This is a genomic window from Alkalicoccobacillus murimartini, assembly GCF_030813245.1.
Classification (GTDB): Bacteria; Bacillota; Bacilli; order Bacillales; family Bacillaceae_D; genus Alkalicoccobacillus; species Alkalicoccobacillus murimartini.
Genome location: NZ_JAUSUA010000001.1, coordinates 207306 through 225361, shown reverse-complemented (window position 1 = coordinate 225361; position 18056 = coordinate 207306). Strand labels below are relative to the sequence as shown.

Genomic DNA, 18056 nt, shown 5'->3' with positions numbered 1-18056 from the left:
GGGGGTCAAACGATATTATGCTTTTTTTCGAGCAGGAGTTTTCCGCTTAACCGCAGCCTTACGTTTTGGTTTTGTTCGCTCTAACGATTCTTGAAGTGCTGCTGTTAAATCAGTTACATTTGTAGCCGTTGGTTTCTTACTAGAAGCTGTAACGGTTTCCTCGCCAGATTGTTTCTGCTCTATAAGTTTCATCATGTCTTCTCGGTATTCATCATGATAAGCTGTTGGATCAAAGCTTGTCGTTAACTGATCAATTAAGAGCAAAGCTGTTTTTAATTGTTTAGTATCCACGTCTTTATCCATTGGAATTGACGGGACATCCTCTACTTTACGAACCTCATCAGGAAAATGGATGGTTTCCATTAATAGGCATTGCTGATAAACGCGGACGATCGCTAATTGTTCCTTCGACCGAATAATAATTTTAGCTACACCAATCTTCCCTGATTGCTCTAGAGCTTTATGCAGGAGTGAATACGCTTTATTTCCTCCATCACCCGGAGCTAAAAAGTAACTACGCTCAAAATAAATAGGATCAATTTCTTCTAGCTTTACAAAATCAAGGATCTCAACCGCTTTATCTTCGTTTTCTTTTTTTAATTGCTTTAAGTCCTCTTCATCGAGCACAACGAATTTGTTTTTACTGTATTCGTACGCCTTCACTATTTCTTCTGGATCCACTTCTTGCTCACAATTTGGACAATGCTTTTGATAGGAGATCGGAGTGTGACAAGCTTTGTGGAGCTGCCTTAATTTTATATCTTTATTTTCAGTTGCCGTATGCAATTTCACCGGGATACTTACAAGCCCAAAACTAATGCTCCCTTTCCAGACTGTATGCAATGATAACGCCTCACTTCTTTTTCTTTTAATGTGAGGTTTTGAGTATATTTTTATGTATAGAAAATGTCCCTCTACCAAAAATAATACCTAAGAGGAGATGTGCTTATGTTTATTAAACCCATGCTTACGACGCTGGCACAAACATTACCAAAAGGTGCGGACTGGATATTTGAACCGAAATACGATGGTTTTCGCTGTTTACTCATTGTGACACCAATGAAGATCTCATTACAGAGTCGAAATGGAAAGGATCTATCTATTCAATTCCCTGAGATCATTGATTGGCTTACCTCTCAAAAAACAAGACTGAAGCCATGCGTGTTAGACGGAGAGCTTGTTTGCCTTATGTCGGATCTTCATAGCAATTTTTCAAAGGTTCTCAAGCGAGCGCGCCTGCGTACAAAGCAAACGATTACTAAACATGCCGAACAGTTTCCATGTCAGTTGATGGTCTTTGATATTCTTTCACACAATCAGAAAAGCTTAACTACCCGGCCCCTACTGGAACGCAAAACATATCTTCAGACTCTTTTTGACACAATCAATCCAGAAATGGATCGCGTACCTCTTCTACTTACACCCATTTATGAGTCCTCTGATTCTTTAATCAAACAATTGACGTTTGAACAAGGAGAAGGAATCGTCGCAAAACGAAAAACAAGTTCTTGGCAGAGTGGGAAGCGAAGTCCAAATTGGCTTAAATGGAAACTAAAAAAAACAGGAACGGTCATCCTCACTCACTATAATGCAGCAAATGATTATTTTACAGGCAAGGTTTATGGTGACGATTGCCTAGTTGAAATAGTAAAGGTTTCACATGGATTTAGCGAAGATAAAAGGGCGTCACTTATTAGCGTTTTTAAACAAAATGGCACCCGAGTATCATCGAATGAATGGGAGCTTCCACCAGGAATTTGTGCAGAGATTGCGTGCATTGGTCTACATGATCATAAGCTACGCGAACCCTCGTTCATTGATTTCAATTTATCCGCTGATCTTGAGGGCTGTACCTTACACCATTTGCGCAAACAGCTGATTTTCCCATCTGACTATGTGGATATCACCCATCCTACTAAACCAATCTGGACCTCCGTCAACAAAAGTGATTACTTATATTATTTACAACGTATTGCTCCTACCCTTTTACTTTTTTTAAAGGACAGATTACTTACAGTCATACGCTATCCCCACGGTGGTGGAAATGAACGATTTTATCAGAAGAATCGACCTGAGTCGGCACCTACTTTTATCGAATCGGTTATCCGTGAAGATACAGATTATATTCTATGTAATCAAATGGATTCCTTACTTTGGTTGGGTAATCTGCTTGCCCTAGAATTCCATATTCCATTTCAACGTTATAGTGAAACCAATCCCAGTGAAATTGTCATTGATCTAGATCCACCCTCAATAGACCAGTTTCAATTGGCTGTTCAAGCGGCCAAGATGGCTAAAGCCGCTCTTGATGTCTTTCATCTAACGGCCTATGTCAAAACATCCGGAGGAAAAGGCATTCAAGTCTACATCCCTTTACCTCATGATCGATTCACATATAAAGAGACAAGGACATTTACGTTATTTCTTTGTCAATTCCTATATGAACAACAGCCCGAGCTCTTTACATTGGAACGATTGAAAAAAAATCGTGCTAATCGATTGTATCTTGATTATGTACAACACGATGAAGGGAAAACCATCATCGCGCCCTATTCAACAAGGGGGGACACAGGGTATGTAGCCACACCACTCGAGTGGGAGGAACTAGAAAATGATTCGTTACATCCTTCCCTCTTTACGGTTTGGACCGTGCTCGACCGTCTGGATAGCCAGAGAGACCCTTTTAGAGAGTATGAACTCTCCAGACATCGCCAACCCTTCTCTGAGGCACTGCTTGCCATTCAGAATCAAACAATTTCACATTAGAAAAAAGCACAGCTGATTAGCTGTGCTTTTACTACTTACCGATAAGGATTGCTGCTTAGCTGGTCCATTGAAACCGCACGCCATCCCTCACCATCCTGCCATTCAATCCGAACTTGATATGGACTATTTGTTGTTGAATTATCGGAACTATCACTTAATGTACCAACAGCCGTTGTAGGAGAACCTCCGTTTTCAATTCTCCATAACGTCATATCACCCGCACTAATACCCGTGGCGGATTGTAAAGCTGCCTCCATCTCGATCCTGTTCTGGCTTCCTTCAGTAAAGTTTGGAGAAAAATCACCAGTTTGTTCCGTACCTACTGGCTCCCAATCTCCCTCTTCTTGTGTATCCTCTTCATTTTCAGCATCTTCATTTGTTTCGTCTTCATCCGTTTGATCTTCCTCATTATCTGATGGATCCTCATCATCTTCTACACGACCATCCGTTGAGGCACCTTGTTCCTCATCTTCCTCTTCTACTGCATCTTGTTCATTTGACTCTTCCACTTCAGTAGAACCGCCAGAATTAGCTACTTCCTCATTATTATCTGATTCCTCTTGTGGTTGTGTATCACTCGCATCATTGTTAAGGAAGATCTGTGCACCAACAAATAATATTAGAAGAACAACAATTCCTATCGCTATATTTAAGAATTGACTCATTTTTTTACGTTTACGCGTTTCGTAACGATTTCCCTGCATTCATAAATCATCCCTTCATACTATTCTCTCTCTATTATACATAGGATCCTCTTAATATAAAATAACCTTACTTCTCATTATATCGTCTCCAACTGGAAGTTCAACAGAGAATTGTCCTCTTTACTAGCTCTTATGAACTACTAAAAAAAAACGAATCTATATTTGTCAGATTCGTTTTTTCTCTATCTTATTTAATTTCAAGAATTTCGATTTGCATGTCTCCACCTGGTGTAGACACAGTCACACGGTCTTTAGTAGATCGACCAAGCAGACTTTGAGCTAATGGAGAGTCGTTCGAAATCTTGCCTTCTGACGGATTAGACTCTGCACTTCCAACAATAATGTATTCTTCTTCATCGCCATCAGGAAGTTCTAGGAAACGAACGGTTTTACCTAATGAAACAATGTTCCCTGGTGCCGTTTCTTCTTCAATTAAAATTGCATCACGAATCATTTTTTCGACTTGGAGAATTCGGCCTTCAACAAAGGCTTGTTCTTCCTTAGCTGAATCATACTCAGAGTTCTCAGAAAGGTCTCCAAAACTACGCGCAACCTTTATACGTTCAACGACTTCCTTACGTCGTTCTGTTTTAAGAAACTCTAGCTCCTCTTCAAGCTTTTTCTTACCGTCCAATGTCATATAATGCTTTTTCTCTTCTGCCACCTGACTCACTCCTCAAAAGTTACAAGTTATAATTAGTTCCTATACTAGATAAGAGTCGGCATGTGCCTCTCCCATTAAGTTAGCAATGATTTTGCTTCAATAATTGCACGGATCTTTGTGACCATCAAGTCAATTGCCACTTTATTTTGACCACCTTCAGGTACAATTAAATCAGCGTAACGTTTAGTTGGTTCAATAAATTGAAGATGCATAGGTCGAACAACGTTTGTGTATTGCCCAATCACCGAATCAATAGAGCGACCTCGGTCTTTTATGTCACGTAATAATCTACGAATAATCCGAATGTCGGCATCCGTGTCCACAAAAAGTTTGATATCCATCATATCACGTAGCTTTTCGTCTTCAAGAATGAGTATGCCTTCTAATATGATGACATCTTTAGGATCAATTGGGATGACCTCTGATGAACGAGTGTGGTTTGCGTAGTCATAGACTGGCTTCTCCACAGCTTGTTGACTTGTTAGCCGTTTTAATTGATGAAGAAGCAATTCATTATCAAAAGCAAGCGGGTGATCGTAATTGGTAAGCAACCGCGCTTCCATACTTAAATGACTTTGATCTTTATAATATGCATCCTGTTCAATTAATACGATGGACTGTTCATTAAACTGACGAAATATTTCCTTAGCAACGGTTGTTTTACCAGATCCAGTACCGCCTGCTACGCCGATGATGATAGGCTTGTGATTCATGTTGCAGTCCTCTTTTCGATGAATAAATCTCTATGTTTCTTTTCTACCTCGTACACTAAAAATCCTCTATTTCTTTATGCTAACGGCAAGACCGTCTCCTATCGGAAGTATACGTGTATGAAAATCAGGATGTTCCATTAAATATTGATTGTAGGCATTTATTTTTCCTGCGAGTTTGGATAATCGTTTGCTTTCAATATCTTGCTCGGCAACCAATCCTCTAAATAAAACATTATCTGAAAAGATAATACCACCTGGTGCAAGTAATGGAGAAAACTGATCAAAGAAACGCTGATACTGTCCTTTAGCTGCATCAATAAATAATACATGAAACAATGGCATTTTTTCAAGTATTTCCACCACATTTAATGCATCATCTTCAATTAAATGAATCCGATTACTCAAATTAGCTTCTTTTATATTAGTTCTTGCCACGGCTGCACGTTCAGAATCTCGTTCAATTGTAACGATTTCAGCCTCTGGAAGTACCTCTGCCATCCGAATAGCCGAATACCCAATGGCTGTACCTATTTCAAGAATTCGCTTAGGTGAATGAAGCTGTAATAGCTGTAACAAGCTCTCTATTCCAACTAAATCCATAATAGGTACGCCGTGCTCTTCTGCATAAGCTTCCATTTGCTCAAGCAGCTCAGAACGCTTTGGTGTTAATGCGACTAAATAGTCCGTTGTTTTTTGATCGAACATCTCTTGAGCTCCTCATGAAAAAAGAAGAAGGAATGATTATTCCATCCCTTCTAAGCTTTATGTTTTTTAATCTTCTGCACTTTCTCCTGCATCGATCCATTCTTGACGATACTGTTCAACCACTTCTTGATGATCTTCATAAGAGCTGTTGTAGATCACTTCACCAGTTACTCGAGCATAGAAGAATATATAATCTGTCACTCTTGGCTCTAGTGCAGCCTTTATCGAGTCTTCCCCAGGGCTTGCTATCGGCCCGATTGGAATGCCCTCGTACATATAGGTATTATAAGGCGAATCTACTTCTAAGTCCTCAAGCGACGTCATATAGAGATGCGATCCGGCTGCATAGGCAACCGTTGGGTCAACCTGAAGTCTCATGTTGTCATCTAAGCGGTTGTATAATACACCTGAGATTAAGTACCGATCCTCTGATGTTTGTGCCTCACGTTCAATAATGGAGGCGAGTGTCATCAACTCATGTAAGGTATAGTTACTATTTCCAATCTGCTCTGTGTATTGATCCAAAATAGATTCTGTTCTCGCTAACATGGTTTCAATAATCGTTTCAATTGATGTGTTCTCATCAGTGAATTCATATTTTGCAGGAAACAAGTACCCTTCAAGCGGATAACGGATCTCATTATTTAATACTTGATTGCCAAGCATCGGAAATTGTTCCATTAATGACGCTATGTATTCCTCATCCTGCATTTTATCCATTATTTCTTCTTCACTATATTCGGTCTCTTCTGAAATCATAGTTACAATATCCTCAAGCCAGAATCCTTCAGGAATAGTAAATGAAAAAACAGGCTCCTGCATTACTCTTCCATCTTTCAGTGCAGCAATCATTTCATCCATTGACATCTCCGTTGAAAGTGTATAATCACCAGCTTGGAAATTTGATTCATTAAGATAACGAACATAAAATCTGAAAATAGTCCCATTTGAGATTAAATCCGCATCTTCAAGGATATCACCTATTGTACTTGGTGAAGAACCAATTGGAACCGTAATCTCAACTTCCTCCCCATTTTCTTGATCTATCGGTTCAATCGCATTTTTAACATATGTATATCCACTTATAACCGCAATAACACCTATTAGGATCAAGACAATTAAAGAGATAAACACCCATTTGCGAACGACTTTCGCCTGAGAAACGCGATCTTCATATAACGCATTTCGTGGTTTTTCTTTGGAATCAGACATTGTTCTCCTCCCTCCGCCGTTCCCATTATACTAATACCTGTGGAAAATGTCAGTATTGAATTCAAATTGTATCTGTAGATATTGTGAAATCGCACATAATTTAGCATCTCCTGATTCAGAAATACCATTCTACCATCACTATCTTGTATAACAAGATAAAAAAACACTTGCATTACAAGGTAGCTAATTGTATACTTCATTTATACCTTGCATAACAAGACAAAAAAATGGAGGTACACCCTTGTCCACTACGCAGATGATGAAAGGGGTCGTGGATGGCTGCCTTTTGTCGATCATAAATGAAAAGGAAGTTTACGGCTATGAATTAGCTGAGAAGCTCGAGTCTTATGGTTTTGAAGCATTTAGTGAAGGAACCATCTATCCAATGCTTCTCCGAATGCAGAAAGAAAAGCTGGTTACTTCCACCTTACGAAAATCAACAGCCGGACCAAAACGAAAATATTACTCCTTAACCGAAAAAGGTGAGGAAGAACTGGTCCTATTTAAAGAAAGATGGAATGCTCTTGAAACAAATGTAAACAGAGTGCTATCACAACAAAAAAACGATTAAAAGGAGATGATGATTTGTCTGTTCATTCAACCTTATCAAAAGAAAGTCAGACCTTTCTTGAAAATCTACGCGTCTACTTATTTTCAAGTGGGAAACAATCAGATGAAATAGATGGCATTGTAGCCGAACTTGAAAATCACCTACACGAAGCGGAAGAAGCAGGGAAACCCATAGAAAAAATCGTTGGAGACTCCCCTAAGGCTTATATGGAGTCTTTATCAAGTGAGATGAAAGTGGATATGAAGACATGGATGAAGTACATTGCAATGATTATTTTGGGGGCATTTTCATTTAGAGTATTGTCAGATTTCACAAGAGGTAGTATGGCTTACTCTACCTTTGAATTGATCGGTCATATTGTTACGGTCTTACTATCTATACCGCTTCTTTTACTAACGATGAAATACCTTGCTTCCAATTCATTTTCAACCAGAAAAGAAATTTTGGTTTTATTACCAGCAGCCATTATTCCAGCTGCCATGTTTATGGGTGTGATTTTCATGGATACGTTTGTCACTACACCCATTATAGAGTTAAACACACTATCTAGGCTGGTTACCGTGATCATTACTATCCTATTCGTTATTTACATGGCTGTGTGGTCAAAATCGTTACTTTTGCCTATCTGTATCCTTTTATTAATAGCTCCAGAATACCTACTTAGCTTTACAGCTTTGCAAGAGGCTAGCAGACTTATCATCGGTCTATTCATTACCTATGCAGGCTTGCTCATTTATATGGGAATGACTATGAAAAAATCAAAAAGTGAAAATAGTGCACATTAAAAAGCACGCAAAAAAACGCGCTAGCATTCTTGCGCGTTTTTTTCATTATCTTTACCCTGTTTTTATTTCTTTCTTTTGAAAGAGGATCGCCGCGATTCCGAGGAAGAGAACCCAATAGATGACTAATATTACAATAGAGAAACCGATCGTCATTCCTTCAACTGGTGGTCCAGTACTAGAAAAATACTGGCTTAAATTTGTATTCGTAAAAAGAATATATTTTGGCCAATCATAAAAGATTGTTAGTATACCAGTAGCCGTTGCCCCCATAATATATCCAATTAGACTGAGTGCAATAGCGATTGTGTCCGATCTAAAAATAGAGGAAATCGCAAAAGCTAACGTTACAAGCATCACAAAATTTATTGAGTTGGATAAATAGGTGATGATTAAACTTATAATTGGTGATTGCTCGTATAGTTCTCCATTTAGTAGAATCACATTTGAATACTTTTCTTCAAAACCAAAAAAGATGGACCCAAGAATGAAAGAAGAGATAAACAAGATACTTAGTAAAAAGAGCGAATACAATATAACCGTTATATATTTTGAAACTAGAATTGCTAATCTTGATGGTGGCCTGATTAACAAGAGTTTAATTGTGCCTTGTTTAAATTCTGTTGAGATAATTGTGGCAGATACAACGATCACAAACACTCCGACGAGTAAAATGAGATTTTGATTCCCACTTATAAACGTCCAAACACTAGTTGGTAACGCATCTGTTGGTGGGAGGTCATTCTCAATACGATATTCATTTTCGCGGATAAATGATTCAATAATATGATCTGAACCAAATTCATCTAAGTATTCTTGGTACTGCTTTATTTCTTCTTGTAAATTAGTTTTCCAAACTTCCTCCGAAATCTCGCTATCAGCTTTTGTTTTATAGTCAAAAATGAACATAGTGATAACACCGAGAATGAGTATACCAACCATAACCCAGGTCCCCACTCGATAAGCAAGTTTTATGCACTCATTATAAACAAGTCTAATCATAGCTGAGTCCCCTTTCCTTTCGTCAGAGTAAGAAATTTATCTTCTAATGTTTCTTTGTCTTCCTTGATTTCATAGATATTTAATTTGTTAGCTAGCTCTCTAATAACGGTAGGAACCTCTTCAACGAGTAAATGAACAAATAAAAACTCGCCTTCTGACTCAATATCTTTGTTATACGCTTTTAATAAATGTAGTGCATCATTTACCTGATCCTCTTGAAGGGAGATTCGATATTTTTTTGATAAAGCATTTTTATCACTGGTTATAATCTCTGAGCTCACCATCTCACCCTTCTGGATAATAGCAAAACGGTCACACATGATTTTCATTTCCGACATTAAGTGGCTAGAGACCAAAACAGCGAGCCCTTGCTCTTTTGCTAACCGTTTTAAATAATCTCTAACTGTACGAATCCCTTCTGGATCTAATCCATTCGTTGGTTCATCTAAAATTAAGATCTTAGGATTATGAACTAATGCTTGAGCGATGCCCAGCCTTTGCTTCATTCCTAACGAAAACGTTCCAACTCTTTTTTTCTTTACTGATTCAAGCCCAACCAATCTAAGTAATTCATCAATTCTCTCCTCATTCACTTTGCCGATCATTCTTGCAAAATGGGCTAGGTTTTTTTCGGCAGATAAGTGATTATACATTTCCGGATTTTCAATGATCCCACCTACTTGACTAATAGCCTTTTTATAGGATGTTTGTATGCTATGACCATCTATTAAGATCTCACCGGAACTTAAACTAGATAAACCAACCATCATCCGTATGGCAGTTGTTTTCCCAGCTCCATTCGGTCCCAAAAAACCAAATACTTCACCTTTATTTACTGTAAAACTAAGATCCTTCACAATCTTCTTGCCTCGTATTGTTTTGCTTACGCTCTTTAATTGCAACATTTTTTCCAAAATGAATCCCCCACCTTTTTACTTTTGACTATTTTTAAAATATGTAATCCCATACTTGCATTAATAAACCTTTAGTTGCAGATGTGTCCCACAGAAAATAAACCCCAAAAATAAGCACCACCACTAATGCCACTTCAGTTAGTATTTTTAACGACCTCATCTTTATAACCTCCTTGTCTTGTTCACTATCTACACTTTAGCAATGGGCGTAAACGTCCACTCAAACAGAAGCTTATCTTTTGTTAACTTCTTCAATAAACGAGTAAGGTTCTGGTAAGGTTTGTATGCTAGGATAAGGCATGAGGAGGGACATCTTATGAACCAAGCTACTATTCTGATCGTAGATGATGAACAATCCATTGTGACGATGCTTGAAACAACATTACATAAAGAAGGGTGCAAACATGTGTATAAAGCCTATACAGGAAAGGAAGCACTCGCGCTTGTACAACGCGTTAAATTTGACTTCATCGTATTAGATGTCATGCTTCCTGATACAACAGGCTTTGACTTATGCCCGATCATTCGCACACATACGAATGCCTATATCCTTTTTCTAACTGCAAAGGTGTCTGACTTAGATAAGCTGACTGGATTTGCAATAGGAGCCGATGACTATATCACCAAACCTTTTAATCCACTTGAAATTGCTGCTCGAATCAAGGCGAGAATTCGACGTACAGGAAAGAATACAAATAATGAATTAGAAGCTATGACCCCTACTCCTGTAGAGAGCGGTTTGTTTTCATTTGGAAATTTCACAATAGATGAACGTGCCGGAGAGCTTAAAGTTGGTGGAAAATTAACGAATTGCCCTGCGCAGGTTTTTCATTTGTTAGTGCATTTCTGCAAACACCCTAATCAGGTCTTTTCCAAGGAACAATTGTTTTCAAGTGTATGGGGAGCAGATGTTTTTCTGGACGATAATACGGTGATGGTGCACATCCGTCGGTTACGCGAACGAATTGAAGTTGATCCTGGAAACCCTAAACAATTAATCACAGTAAGAGGGCTTGGCTATAAGCTCTTAAAGGAACCACGTCATGAAAACAACTAAACGTAGAATAGCCATGCAATTTTCAGTTCAATTTGTGATATTTTGTTTGATTGCTTTACTTGTGTTGGGGTTGTTATTTTTTATCTTAATTAGTTTTTTAACAAAAAAAGATATAGAACAAAATTTCTCTTCCATTGGATTAAGCAACTTAGTTACTGAAACGATATTTATAAATGATAACGAACCTTGGGTACCTAACTATTACGAAGACCTTATTGTTGAGAGTGATAGCTGGCTTCAAATTATCAATAAGCAAGGTCAGGTTATTTATTCAATTGAAGCCCCTAATGACATTCCTAGTGCTTACACTGCTCATCATTTATTAAATCTTCAGGATACAAACCGATTAGACCATTATACTGTTCATACAGAATTGGATACGTTTGAAAGAGATGAACCTTTATTATTTATCTTAGGTTATGAAGATCGTACCTACAGTGTATTGCAATCATGGGCAGAATCTTCATATGAAGACAGCTCACCTACTCTGCACGATGAGATATCGAGCTATTTAGCTGAAATTGATGGGTCTCTTACCATTACTACTGGAGATAACGAGGTTCTTGCTTCATATGGTGAAAACGGCGAACCCTCTAACAGCGAGCCTCTTGAGATAGTAGAACAACAGCTTCACCCTGGAAGCTCTGATCAATACAAACGAGTTTTTTATAATGAGGATGCGAATGAGATTTGGGTTCTAAGCACAGAAAATAACTCACCGATCTCTAGCTCTCCGTCTATGGTCACTTACTTTATTATTGCTGTCTCCATTCTTCTTGCTCTATTTCTTGCGCTTGGCATCCTCTATACCTTTTGGCAGGTTACGCGTTTTGGTCAGCCATTGGTTTTGTTTATCTCTTGGCTAGAAAAATTAGGACGCGGGGATTATAAGCTGCATTTAAGCTCTAAGCAAAAGAATCGGGTGTTTACGAAAAAGGGGAAAATTCGGTCTCGTTATAAATTGTACGAAGAGGTCATCCATGCGTTTAGTGGAATGGCTGAGAAACTCAAGAAAAGTGAAGACGATCAAAAGAAATTGGAACAGACGAGAGAAGAATGGATGACGGGAATTTCCCATGATCTACGTACTCCCCTTTCTACGATTGAAGGCTATGGCCATCTATTAAAATCAGGGGATTATCAATGGAGAGAAGATGAGCTCAAGGACATTGGTTCCGCAATTCTGGAAAAAGGAGATCATATGCTCGAGCTCTTACAGGATTTTTCGTTGTCGTTTCAGTTAAAAAATCACGCTTTACCACTTACTAAAGAGACTGTTTATGCAAATGAACTCTTAAAGGATTCCGTTTTAAACCTTGCAAACGATCCAGTGAGTGCTGATTATCATGTTTCCTTTCTAAAGCACGAAGGAGATCCCTTATCCGTCTCTGTTGACCTAAAATGGTTTCATCGATTATTGGAGAATCTACTTTATAATTCTATCCGTCATAACCCTACTGGAACAGCGATTGATGCCTCCTTACATGAGAATGATGGCATCGTTGAGCTTAGGATAGCGGATGATGGTGTAGGAATGGATACGACAACCTTAGACTCGTTATTTGACCGCTATTATCGTGGGACCAATACTGGGGAGCATACAGGGGGATCTGGACTTGGTATGAGTATTGCCAAAGGGATTGCTGAAGCACATGGAGCACGTATTGATGTGCAATCAAAACTAGGTAAAGGAACTACATTTAAAGTCTACATAAATATAGCTACTGATATATAGTAGGAATAAAAAAAGCGACCAAATCCGAGTACCCTCAGGATTTGGTCGCTTTTATGATATTACTCTTCTTCTTCCTCTTCTTCAGAGAAAGTATTAAGCATTTCTTCAATCACTGACCATTCTTCGTCTGTTTCAACTGGGAATAAAGCGATATCGTTTTCTTCGCCTTCACGATCTTCATAACGGAATGCAAAGACTTCTTGCTCTTCTTCGTCATCCTCTTCTGTATCGTCTTCGTTTTCACCAACTGGTACAACTAATAGGTACGAATTTCCTGTGGTGTCAACAGTAAAACGGAATAGTTCATCAAATAAATGCTCGTTTCCGTTCTCGTCTGGAATGATAATACGTTCTTTTTCTTCTTGTGCCATGTTATGGACACCTCTCTATTTACAAAGTTTTTCCTGCGCGATCGAGATAACCCTGCAGAATAAGGGTTGCTGCCATCTTATCGATGACCTTCTTGCGTTTCTTACGACTTACATCCGCATCCACCAATACGCGCTTTGCAGCCATTGTGGTCAGGCGCTCGTCCCACATGACGATCTCAGCATCAATGTAGGAAGATAACTCCTCTGCAAACGCTTGGCAATACTCACCATTGGCGCCAATGGTTCCATTCATGTTCTTAGGAAGTCCAATCACAACTGTACTTACCTCGTTGTCCTGAACAAGCTTAGCAACTGCCTGATAATCCTGTTCAGTTTGTCCTTCCTCACGACGCAGAGTTTCAACTCCCTGCGCCGTCCAACCAAAGGCATCGCTCACCGCAACACCAATGGTTTTTGAACCAACATCAAGACCTAATGATTTCATTCGTTCTCCTTACGGTGATGTGTTAAATAAGACTTCACAAGTGCCTCAATTAATTCGTCTCGCTCTAGCTTACGAATCAACGTACGAGCTTCCTGGTGTCTAGGGATGTACGCTGGATCTCCTGAAAGTAAGTACCCGACAATCTGATTAATCGGGTTATAGCCTTTTTCCTCAAGGGCTGCATAAACCGTCAGCAGTACCTCCTGGACATCTACTTTAACAGAGTCATCATGGAAATCAAACTGCATTGTTTTGTCCATAGAGCTCATCACATGCACCTCTTTCTTGAATTTCCGGACTGAGCCCATAATTAAATGAGCTTGTTTCGTTTATTGTACATCAAAATCGGTTAATTAGGAAATTGATTTTACATATTCAGAAACAAATTGAAGCGCTTCTTCTAGCTGCGCAGGATTTTTTCCACCTGCCTGTGCCATATCTGGTCGACCACCGCCACCGCCGCCGCAGCGCGAAGCCACTTCCTTCACTAACTTTCCAGCATGGTATCCTTGCTCAATTAGATCCTTTGTCACAGCAGCAACAATGGAAACCTTGCCGTCAGTTTCTGCTCCTAAAACAATAATACCTGACTCTGTATCTTGTTTAAGCGTATCAAGGATGGCTCTAAGTCCGTCCATATCTCTCGCATTTACTTTCTTAGAGAGAACTGACACACCATCTACATCAACAACAGCATCAGATAAGCTAGATGCTTCCATATTTCCAACCTTAGCAGATAATGATTCATTCTCACGTTGGACCGCTTTCAGCTGTTGTTGAACAGCCTCAATTCTTGCTGGCACATCTCGAACATTTTTCGCTTTGATTAAAGTAGCAGACTCTTGCAGTATGTCCAACTGGTCCTGCACATATAAGTAAGCAGCTTTTCCAGTAAGAGCTTCAATACGTCTAACTCCCGCACCAATGCCTGTCTCTGAAACAATTTTGAACTGTCCAATCTCAGCCGTGTTGCGAACATGAATACCTCCGCATAGTTCAAGACTATACTCACCCACTTGAACAACTCTCACAGATTCACCATATTTCTCACCGAAAAGTGCCATCGCACCCATCTGTTTAGCTTCATCTAAGTTTTTCACAGAGATATCAACAGCTAGCGCAGACCAAATCTTTTCATTCACAATCTTCTCAATCTGAGTAAGCTCCTCAGCCGTTACCTGTCCAAAATGAGAGAAGTCAAAGCGCAAACGATTCTCAGATACAAGGGATCCAGCCTGATTAACATGCGCACCTAACACATCTTTTAGGGCTTGATGCAAGATATGAGTCGCTGTGTGATTTTTGATTGTCCCACTACGCTCTGTATTTTCAACTTTTGCTTCTACTTCAGATTTATTATTCAGCGTACCTTCTTCGACTTTGATTGTATGAAGATGTTGACCGTTTGGCGCTTTTTTCACATCAATGACACGAGCGACACCTTGTTCGCTACGAATGATTCCGCCATCCGCTACTTGGCCACCACTCTCAGCGTAAAATGGTGTGCGATCCAGAAGCAACTGTGCTTCCTCGCCAGCCTGTGCCTCTTCAACAAGCTCTTGGTTCACGATTAACGCATGAATCGTTGATTGAGTAGACAGGTTTTCATAGCCAACAAAGTCACTTGCTGCTGTCAGCTTGCTTAATAAATCACTCTGAACCTGCATAGAGCCCGTATCCTGTCTCGCCGAACGCGCTCGTTCACGCTGTTTGTTCATTTCTTGCTCAAACCCAGGACGGTCAATGACCAATCCAGCGTCCAACACATACTCTTCGGTCAAGTCAACTGGGAAGCCATACGTATCATACAGACGGAATACGTCCTCACCCTTAATGATGGCCTCAGAAGCAGCTTTCGTCTCCGCTACAATCTTATCAAGAATCGTCAGTCCTTCGTTTAACGTCTCGTGGAATCGTTCTTCCTCCGTACGAATAACACGCTGGATGAATTCTGCTTTCTCGTTCACATCTGGGTAGAATGCCTTCATTACTTCCCCGACAACTGGAACCAATTCATACATAAATGGACGATTGATCTCGATCTGTTTAGCAAAACGAACAGCCCTGCGTAAAAGACGTCTTAAAACATATCCACGTCCTTCATTTGATGGAAGCGCACCATCACCAATCGCAAAAGCAACCGTCCGGATGTGGTCAGCGATGACTTTAAATGCCACATCTGTTTCTGGCTTCTCTGTATAACATACCGGTGTTAGCTTCTCAACCGCTTGAATGATTGGCATAAATAGGTCCGTCTCAAAGTTTGTAGGCACATTTTGAATAACGGATACCATCCGCTCAAGACCCATTCCTGTATCTATATTTTTCTTTGGAAGTGGTGTGTAGGTGCCGTCTGGATTATGGTTAAACTGAGAAAACACAAGATTCCATACTTCAAGATAACGGTCATTCTCTCCACCTGGATATAGTTCTGGATCACTTGGATCATTCCCGTATTCCGGTCCACGATCATAGAAGATCTCTGTATTCGGTCCACTTGGCCCCTCACCTATATCCCAGAAGTTACCCTCAAGACGAATAATTCTTTCGTTAGGTAGACCAATTTCTTTAATCCAAAGCTCATAAGCTTCTTCATCTTCAGGATGAATCGTCACAGATAGCTTTTCCGCATCAAAGCCAATCCATTTCTCACTCGTCAGGAATTCCCATGCCCATTCAATCGCTTCTTTTTTAAAGTAATCACCGATTGAGAAATTACCAAGCATTTCAAAAAACGTATGGTGACGTGCCGTTTTCCCGACATTCTCAATGTCATTTGTACGAATAGATTTCTGTGCGTTAGCCAAACGAGGATTTTCAGGAATGACACGACCATCAAAATATTTCTTTAATGTCGCTACTCCGCTGTTAATCCAAAGTAGGGTTGGATCCTCAAATGGAACAAGTGGTGCGCTTGGTTCAATATCGTGTCCTTTTTCCTTAAAGAAATCCAGGAACATCTGCCGTACCTCAGCAGAAGTTAAATGCTTCATTCCTCTCATCTCCTCATGTCATTTTTCAAACAGTTCCACAACAACAAAAAAACCCCACCCTATAAAAGGGACGAGATTATCACGCGGTACCACCCTAGTTATGAACAGTAGTCTGTCCATCGCTTAAGCACCTTAACGCGGTAAACGGCAGCTGTTTGTCAGCGGCTCTCAGGAATAGCGTTCATCCGGCCCTTCGTTAAACCTCTCTCAGCCTAGGAGGTTCTCTCTTCAAACGGTCTGCCGCCTACTCGTTCCATCAATGATTTTGCCATATGTTTGAGTCAATACAATTATAAAAACCATTCGTCTAAAAGTCAATCATTCTGAAAGTGCTGTCGTATATGGAGCAAGGTTACTTTTAACACAGCAAGAGCAGGCACAGCAACAAGTAGTCCAAGAATCCCCCCCATCTCCACGCCTACCAGCAGCGCAAGGACGATAAGCATTGGGTGAAGGTGTAACGTTCTCCCCACAATAAGCGGAGAAAGCAAATTCCCTTCTATTTGCTGAATCACCACAAGTAAGATCACCGTATATAGTCCTTTGTCCCATGAGATTAGCAACGCCGCCACAATTGCTGGCGCTGCACCGATAATAGCTCCAAAATAAGGAATGATATCTGTTGCTCCAATAAACAACCCAAACAAGATGGCATAAGGCACACCAAGTAACCAAAGTCCTATCATTGATAAGACAGCGACAACAGACGCGACCAAGAGCTGTCCCCTGATATAGCTACCAAATGTATGATCCACATCTTTTGCATAATAGCTAAGGGATCGTCTCCATTTCGGTGGAGTCAAATACCAGGTCGATTTTTTAATAAGCGTTACATCTTTTAAGAAATAAAAGATGAGAAAAGGAATAACAACTAATGACGGAATTGATTGAGCGAGTCTAATGAGTGCTCCTTCCACTTGATCGAACAGTTTTTCCAACACAACTAAAAGCTGTACTGACCAATCATCTATATGACCTTTCAGAAATGTTGGCATCCGTTCAAGAGAATACTCCCACGTATGTACATAAGAAACCATTTTAGTCATTTGACTCGGTAAAATTTCCATCGCTTCTTGGATCTGCTCGGCAATCATAGGTATTCCATAGATGACAATCAAAATGATTAGCCCTATAAATCCGGCAAAAATAAGTAGGATAGCGGCTAAACGTGGCAGCCCCCACTTGTGAATTCCTTCAATAAATGGGTGCAGGATGTAGGCAAATAAGGCTGCGATAAGAACAGGAATCAAGACAGCCCAAATCTTATCAATAACAGGCTGCAACAAAGGCCATATCATAAAAAAGACCCAAATGATTAAAAGCCAAATAAACAAATGAAGCGCGCGGAGAATGAATGTCATTGGTTGTTTTTTGTCCACATTGACCCTCCTCCCAAAAAAGAACCGGAACAGTTCATGCTGT

At 39.8% G+C, this 18056-nt stretch carries 19 protein-coding genes and 1 other annotated feature; of the genes, 5 read left to right on the top strand and 14 right to left on the bottom strand.

The window, feature by feature from the left end:
* Positions 1-15: 15 nt before the first annotated feature.
* Positions 16-843 carry a non-homologous end joining protein Ku gene (ku, locus tag J2S05_RS01225; protein ID WP_306979154.1) on the bottom strand — a complete coding sequence of 276 codons (828 nt, stop codon included), beginning with the start codon at positions 841-843 and terminating at the stop codon, positions 16-18.
* Positions 844-948: 105 nt separating this feature from the next.
* Between ku and ligD the strand changes: the two genes are divergently transcribed.
* Positions 949-2766 carry a DNA ligase D gene (ligD, locus tag J2S05_RS01220; RefSeq protein ID WP_306979152.1) on the top strand — a complete coding sequence of 606 codons (1818 nt, stop codon included), beginning with the start codon at positions 949-951 and terminating at the stop codon, positions 2764-2766.
* 35 nt (positions 2767-2801) lie between these two features.
* On the opposite strand, the gene J2S05_RS01215 is transcribed toward ligD, so the two are convergent.
* The 5 genes from J2S05_RS01215 to mltG form a co-directional block, all read right to left on the bottom strand.
* Positions 2802-3470: a YrrS family protein gene (locus J2S05_RS01215; RefSeq protein ID WP_306979150.1), complete on the bottom strand. Its 669-nt coding sequence runs from the start codon at positions 3468-3470 to the stop codon at positions 2802-2804.
* A 187-nt stretch (positions 3471-3657) separates the two neighbouring features.
* A complete protein-coding gene (gene greA / locus J2S05_RS01210) occupies positions 3658-4134 on the bottom strand; it encodes a transcription elongation factor GreA (RefSeq protein WP_306979148.1) in 477 nt (158 codons plus the stop codon).
* A gap of 74 nt (positions 4135-4208) precedes the next feature.
* A complete protein-coding gene (udk, locus tag J2S05_RS01205) occupies positions 4209-4871 on the bottom strand; it encodes a uridine kinase (protein WP_306981034.1) in 663 nt (220 codons plus the stop codon).
* Positions 4872-4913: 42 nt separating this feature from the next.
* A complete protein-coding gene (locus J2S05_RS01200; RefSeq protein WP_306979147.1) occupies positions 4914-5552 on the bottom strand; it encodes an O-methyltransferase in 639 nt (212 codons plus the stop codon).
* A 66-nt stretch (positions 5553-5618) separates the two neighbouring features.
* Entirely contained in the window at positions 5619-6764 is a 1146-nt protein-coding gene (mltG, locus tag J2S05_RS01195) for an endolytic transglycosylase MltG (RefSeq protein WP_306979145.1), read from the bottom strand.
* A 256-nt stretch (positions 6765-7020) separates the two neighbouring features.
* On the opposite strand from mltG, the gene J2S05_RS01190 reads away from it, so the two are divergent.
* Both J2S05_RS01190 and J2S05_RS01185 read left to right on the top strand, forming a co-directional pair.
* Positions 7021-7335, top strand: coding sequence for a PadR family transcriptional regulator (locus tag J2S05_RS01190; protein WP_306981032.1), 315 nt, complete (start codon positions 7021-7023; stop codon positions 7333-7335).
* A 14-nt stretch (positions 7336-7349) separates the two neighbouring features.
* Complete coding sequence (locus J2S05_RS01185) at positions 7350-8120, top strand: HAAS domain-containing protein (RefSeq protein WP_306979143.1); 771 nt, start codon at positions 7350-7352, stop codon at positions 8118-8120.
* 51 nt (positions 8121-8171) lie between these two features.
* On the opposite strand, the gene J2S05_RS01180 is transcribed toward J2S05_RS01185, so the two are convergent.
* Genes J2S05_RS01180 through J2S05_RS01170 form a run of 3 tightly spaced genes read right to left on the bottom strand, consistent with a single transcriptional unit; the run spans position 8172 to position 10193 of the window.
* On the bottom strand, positions 8172-9119 hold the full coding sequence (locus J2S05_RS01180; RefSeq protein ID WP_306979142.1) for an ABC transporter permease: 948 nt from the start codon (positions 9117-9119) through the stop codon (positions 8172-8174).
* Positions 9116-10024, bottom strand: a complete 909-nt coding sequence (locus tag J2S05_RS01175) for an ABC transporter ATP-binding protein (protein WP_370873609.1) — start codon at positions 10022-10024, stop codon at positions 9116-9118. Before J2S05_RS01175 ends, J2S05_RS01180 begins: the two co-directional genes overlap by 4 nt.
* Before the next feature lie 43 nt (positions 10025-10067).
* Positions 10068-10193: a hypothetical protein gene (locus J2S05_RS01170; protein WP_306979138.1), complete on the bottom strand. Its 126-nt coding sequence runs from the start codon at positions 10191-10193 to the stop codon at positions 10068-10070.
* Positions 10194-10349: 156 nt separating this feature from the next.
* Between J2S05_RS01170 and J2S05_RS01165 the strand changes: the two genes are divergently transcribed.
* Together J2S05_RS01165 and J2S05_RS01160 are read left to right on the top strand one after the other, a co-directional pair.
* Positions 10350-11090 (top strand): response regulator transcription factor, encoded by a 741-nt coding sequence (locus tag J2S05_RS01165; RefSeq protein WP_306979136.1) that lies wholly within the window; start codon positions 10350-10352, stop codon positions 11088-11090.
* Complete coding sequence (locus tag J2S05_RS01160; RefSeq protein WP_306979134.1) at positions 11077-12825, top strand: sensor histidine kinase; 1749 nt, start codon at positions 11077-11079, stop codon at positions 12823-12825. Before J2S05_RS01165 ends, J2S05_RS01160 begins: the two co-directional genes overlap by 14 nt.
* 59 nt (positions 12826-12884) lie before the next feature.
* Here the strand turns inward: J2S05_RS01160 and J2S05_RS01155 are convergent, their stop codons facing one another.
* From J2S05_RS01155 to J2S05_RS01135, 5 genes are all read right to left on the bottom strand, one after another.
* Entirely contained in the window at positions 12885-13196 is a 312-nt protein-coding gene (locus tag J2S05_RS01155) for a DUF1292 domain-containing protein (protein ID WP_306979132.1), read from the bottom strand.
* A 19-nt stretch (positions 13197-13215) separates the two neighbouring features.
* Entirely contained in the window at positions 13216-13641 is a 426-nt protein-coding gene (gene ruvX / locus J2S05_RS01150) for a Holliday junction resolvase RuvX (RefSeq protein ID WP_306979130.1), read from the bottom strand.
* Positions 13638-13910, bottom strand: coding sequence for an IreB family regulatory phosphoprotein (locus tag J2S05_RS01145; RefSeq protein WP_306979127.1), 273 nt, complete (start codon positions 13908-13910; stop codon positions 13638-13640). The genes ruvX and J2S05_RS01145 overlap by 4 nt, the downstream gene beginning before the upstream one ends.
* Before the next feature lie 84 nt (positions 13911-13994).
* Positions 13995-16634, bottom strand: coding sequence for an alanine--tRNA ligase (gene alaS, locus J2S05_RS01140; RefSeq protein ID WP_306979125.1), 2640 nt, complete (start codon positions 16632-16634; stop codon positions 13995-13997).
* A gap of 63 nt (positions 16635-16697) precedes the next feature.
* Positions 16698-16903: a binding site (T-box leader), on the bottom strand.
* A 45-nt stretch (positions 16904-16948) separates the two neighbouring features.
* Positions 16949-18013, bottom strand: coding sequence for an AI-2E family transporter (locus tag J2S05_RS01135; RefSeq protein WP_306979123.1), 1065 nt, complete (start codon positions 18011-18013; stop codon positions 16949-16951).
* Positions 18014-18056: the final 43 nt, after the last annotated feature.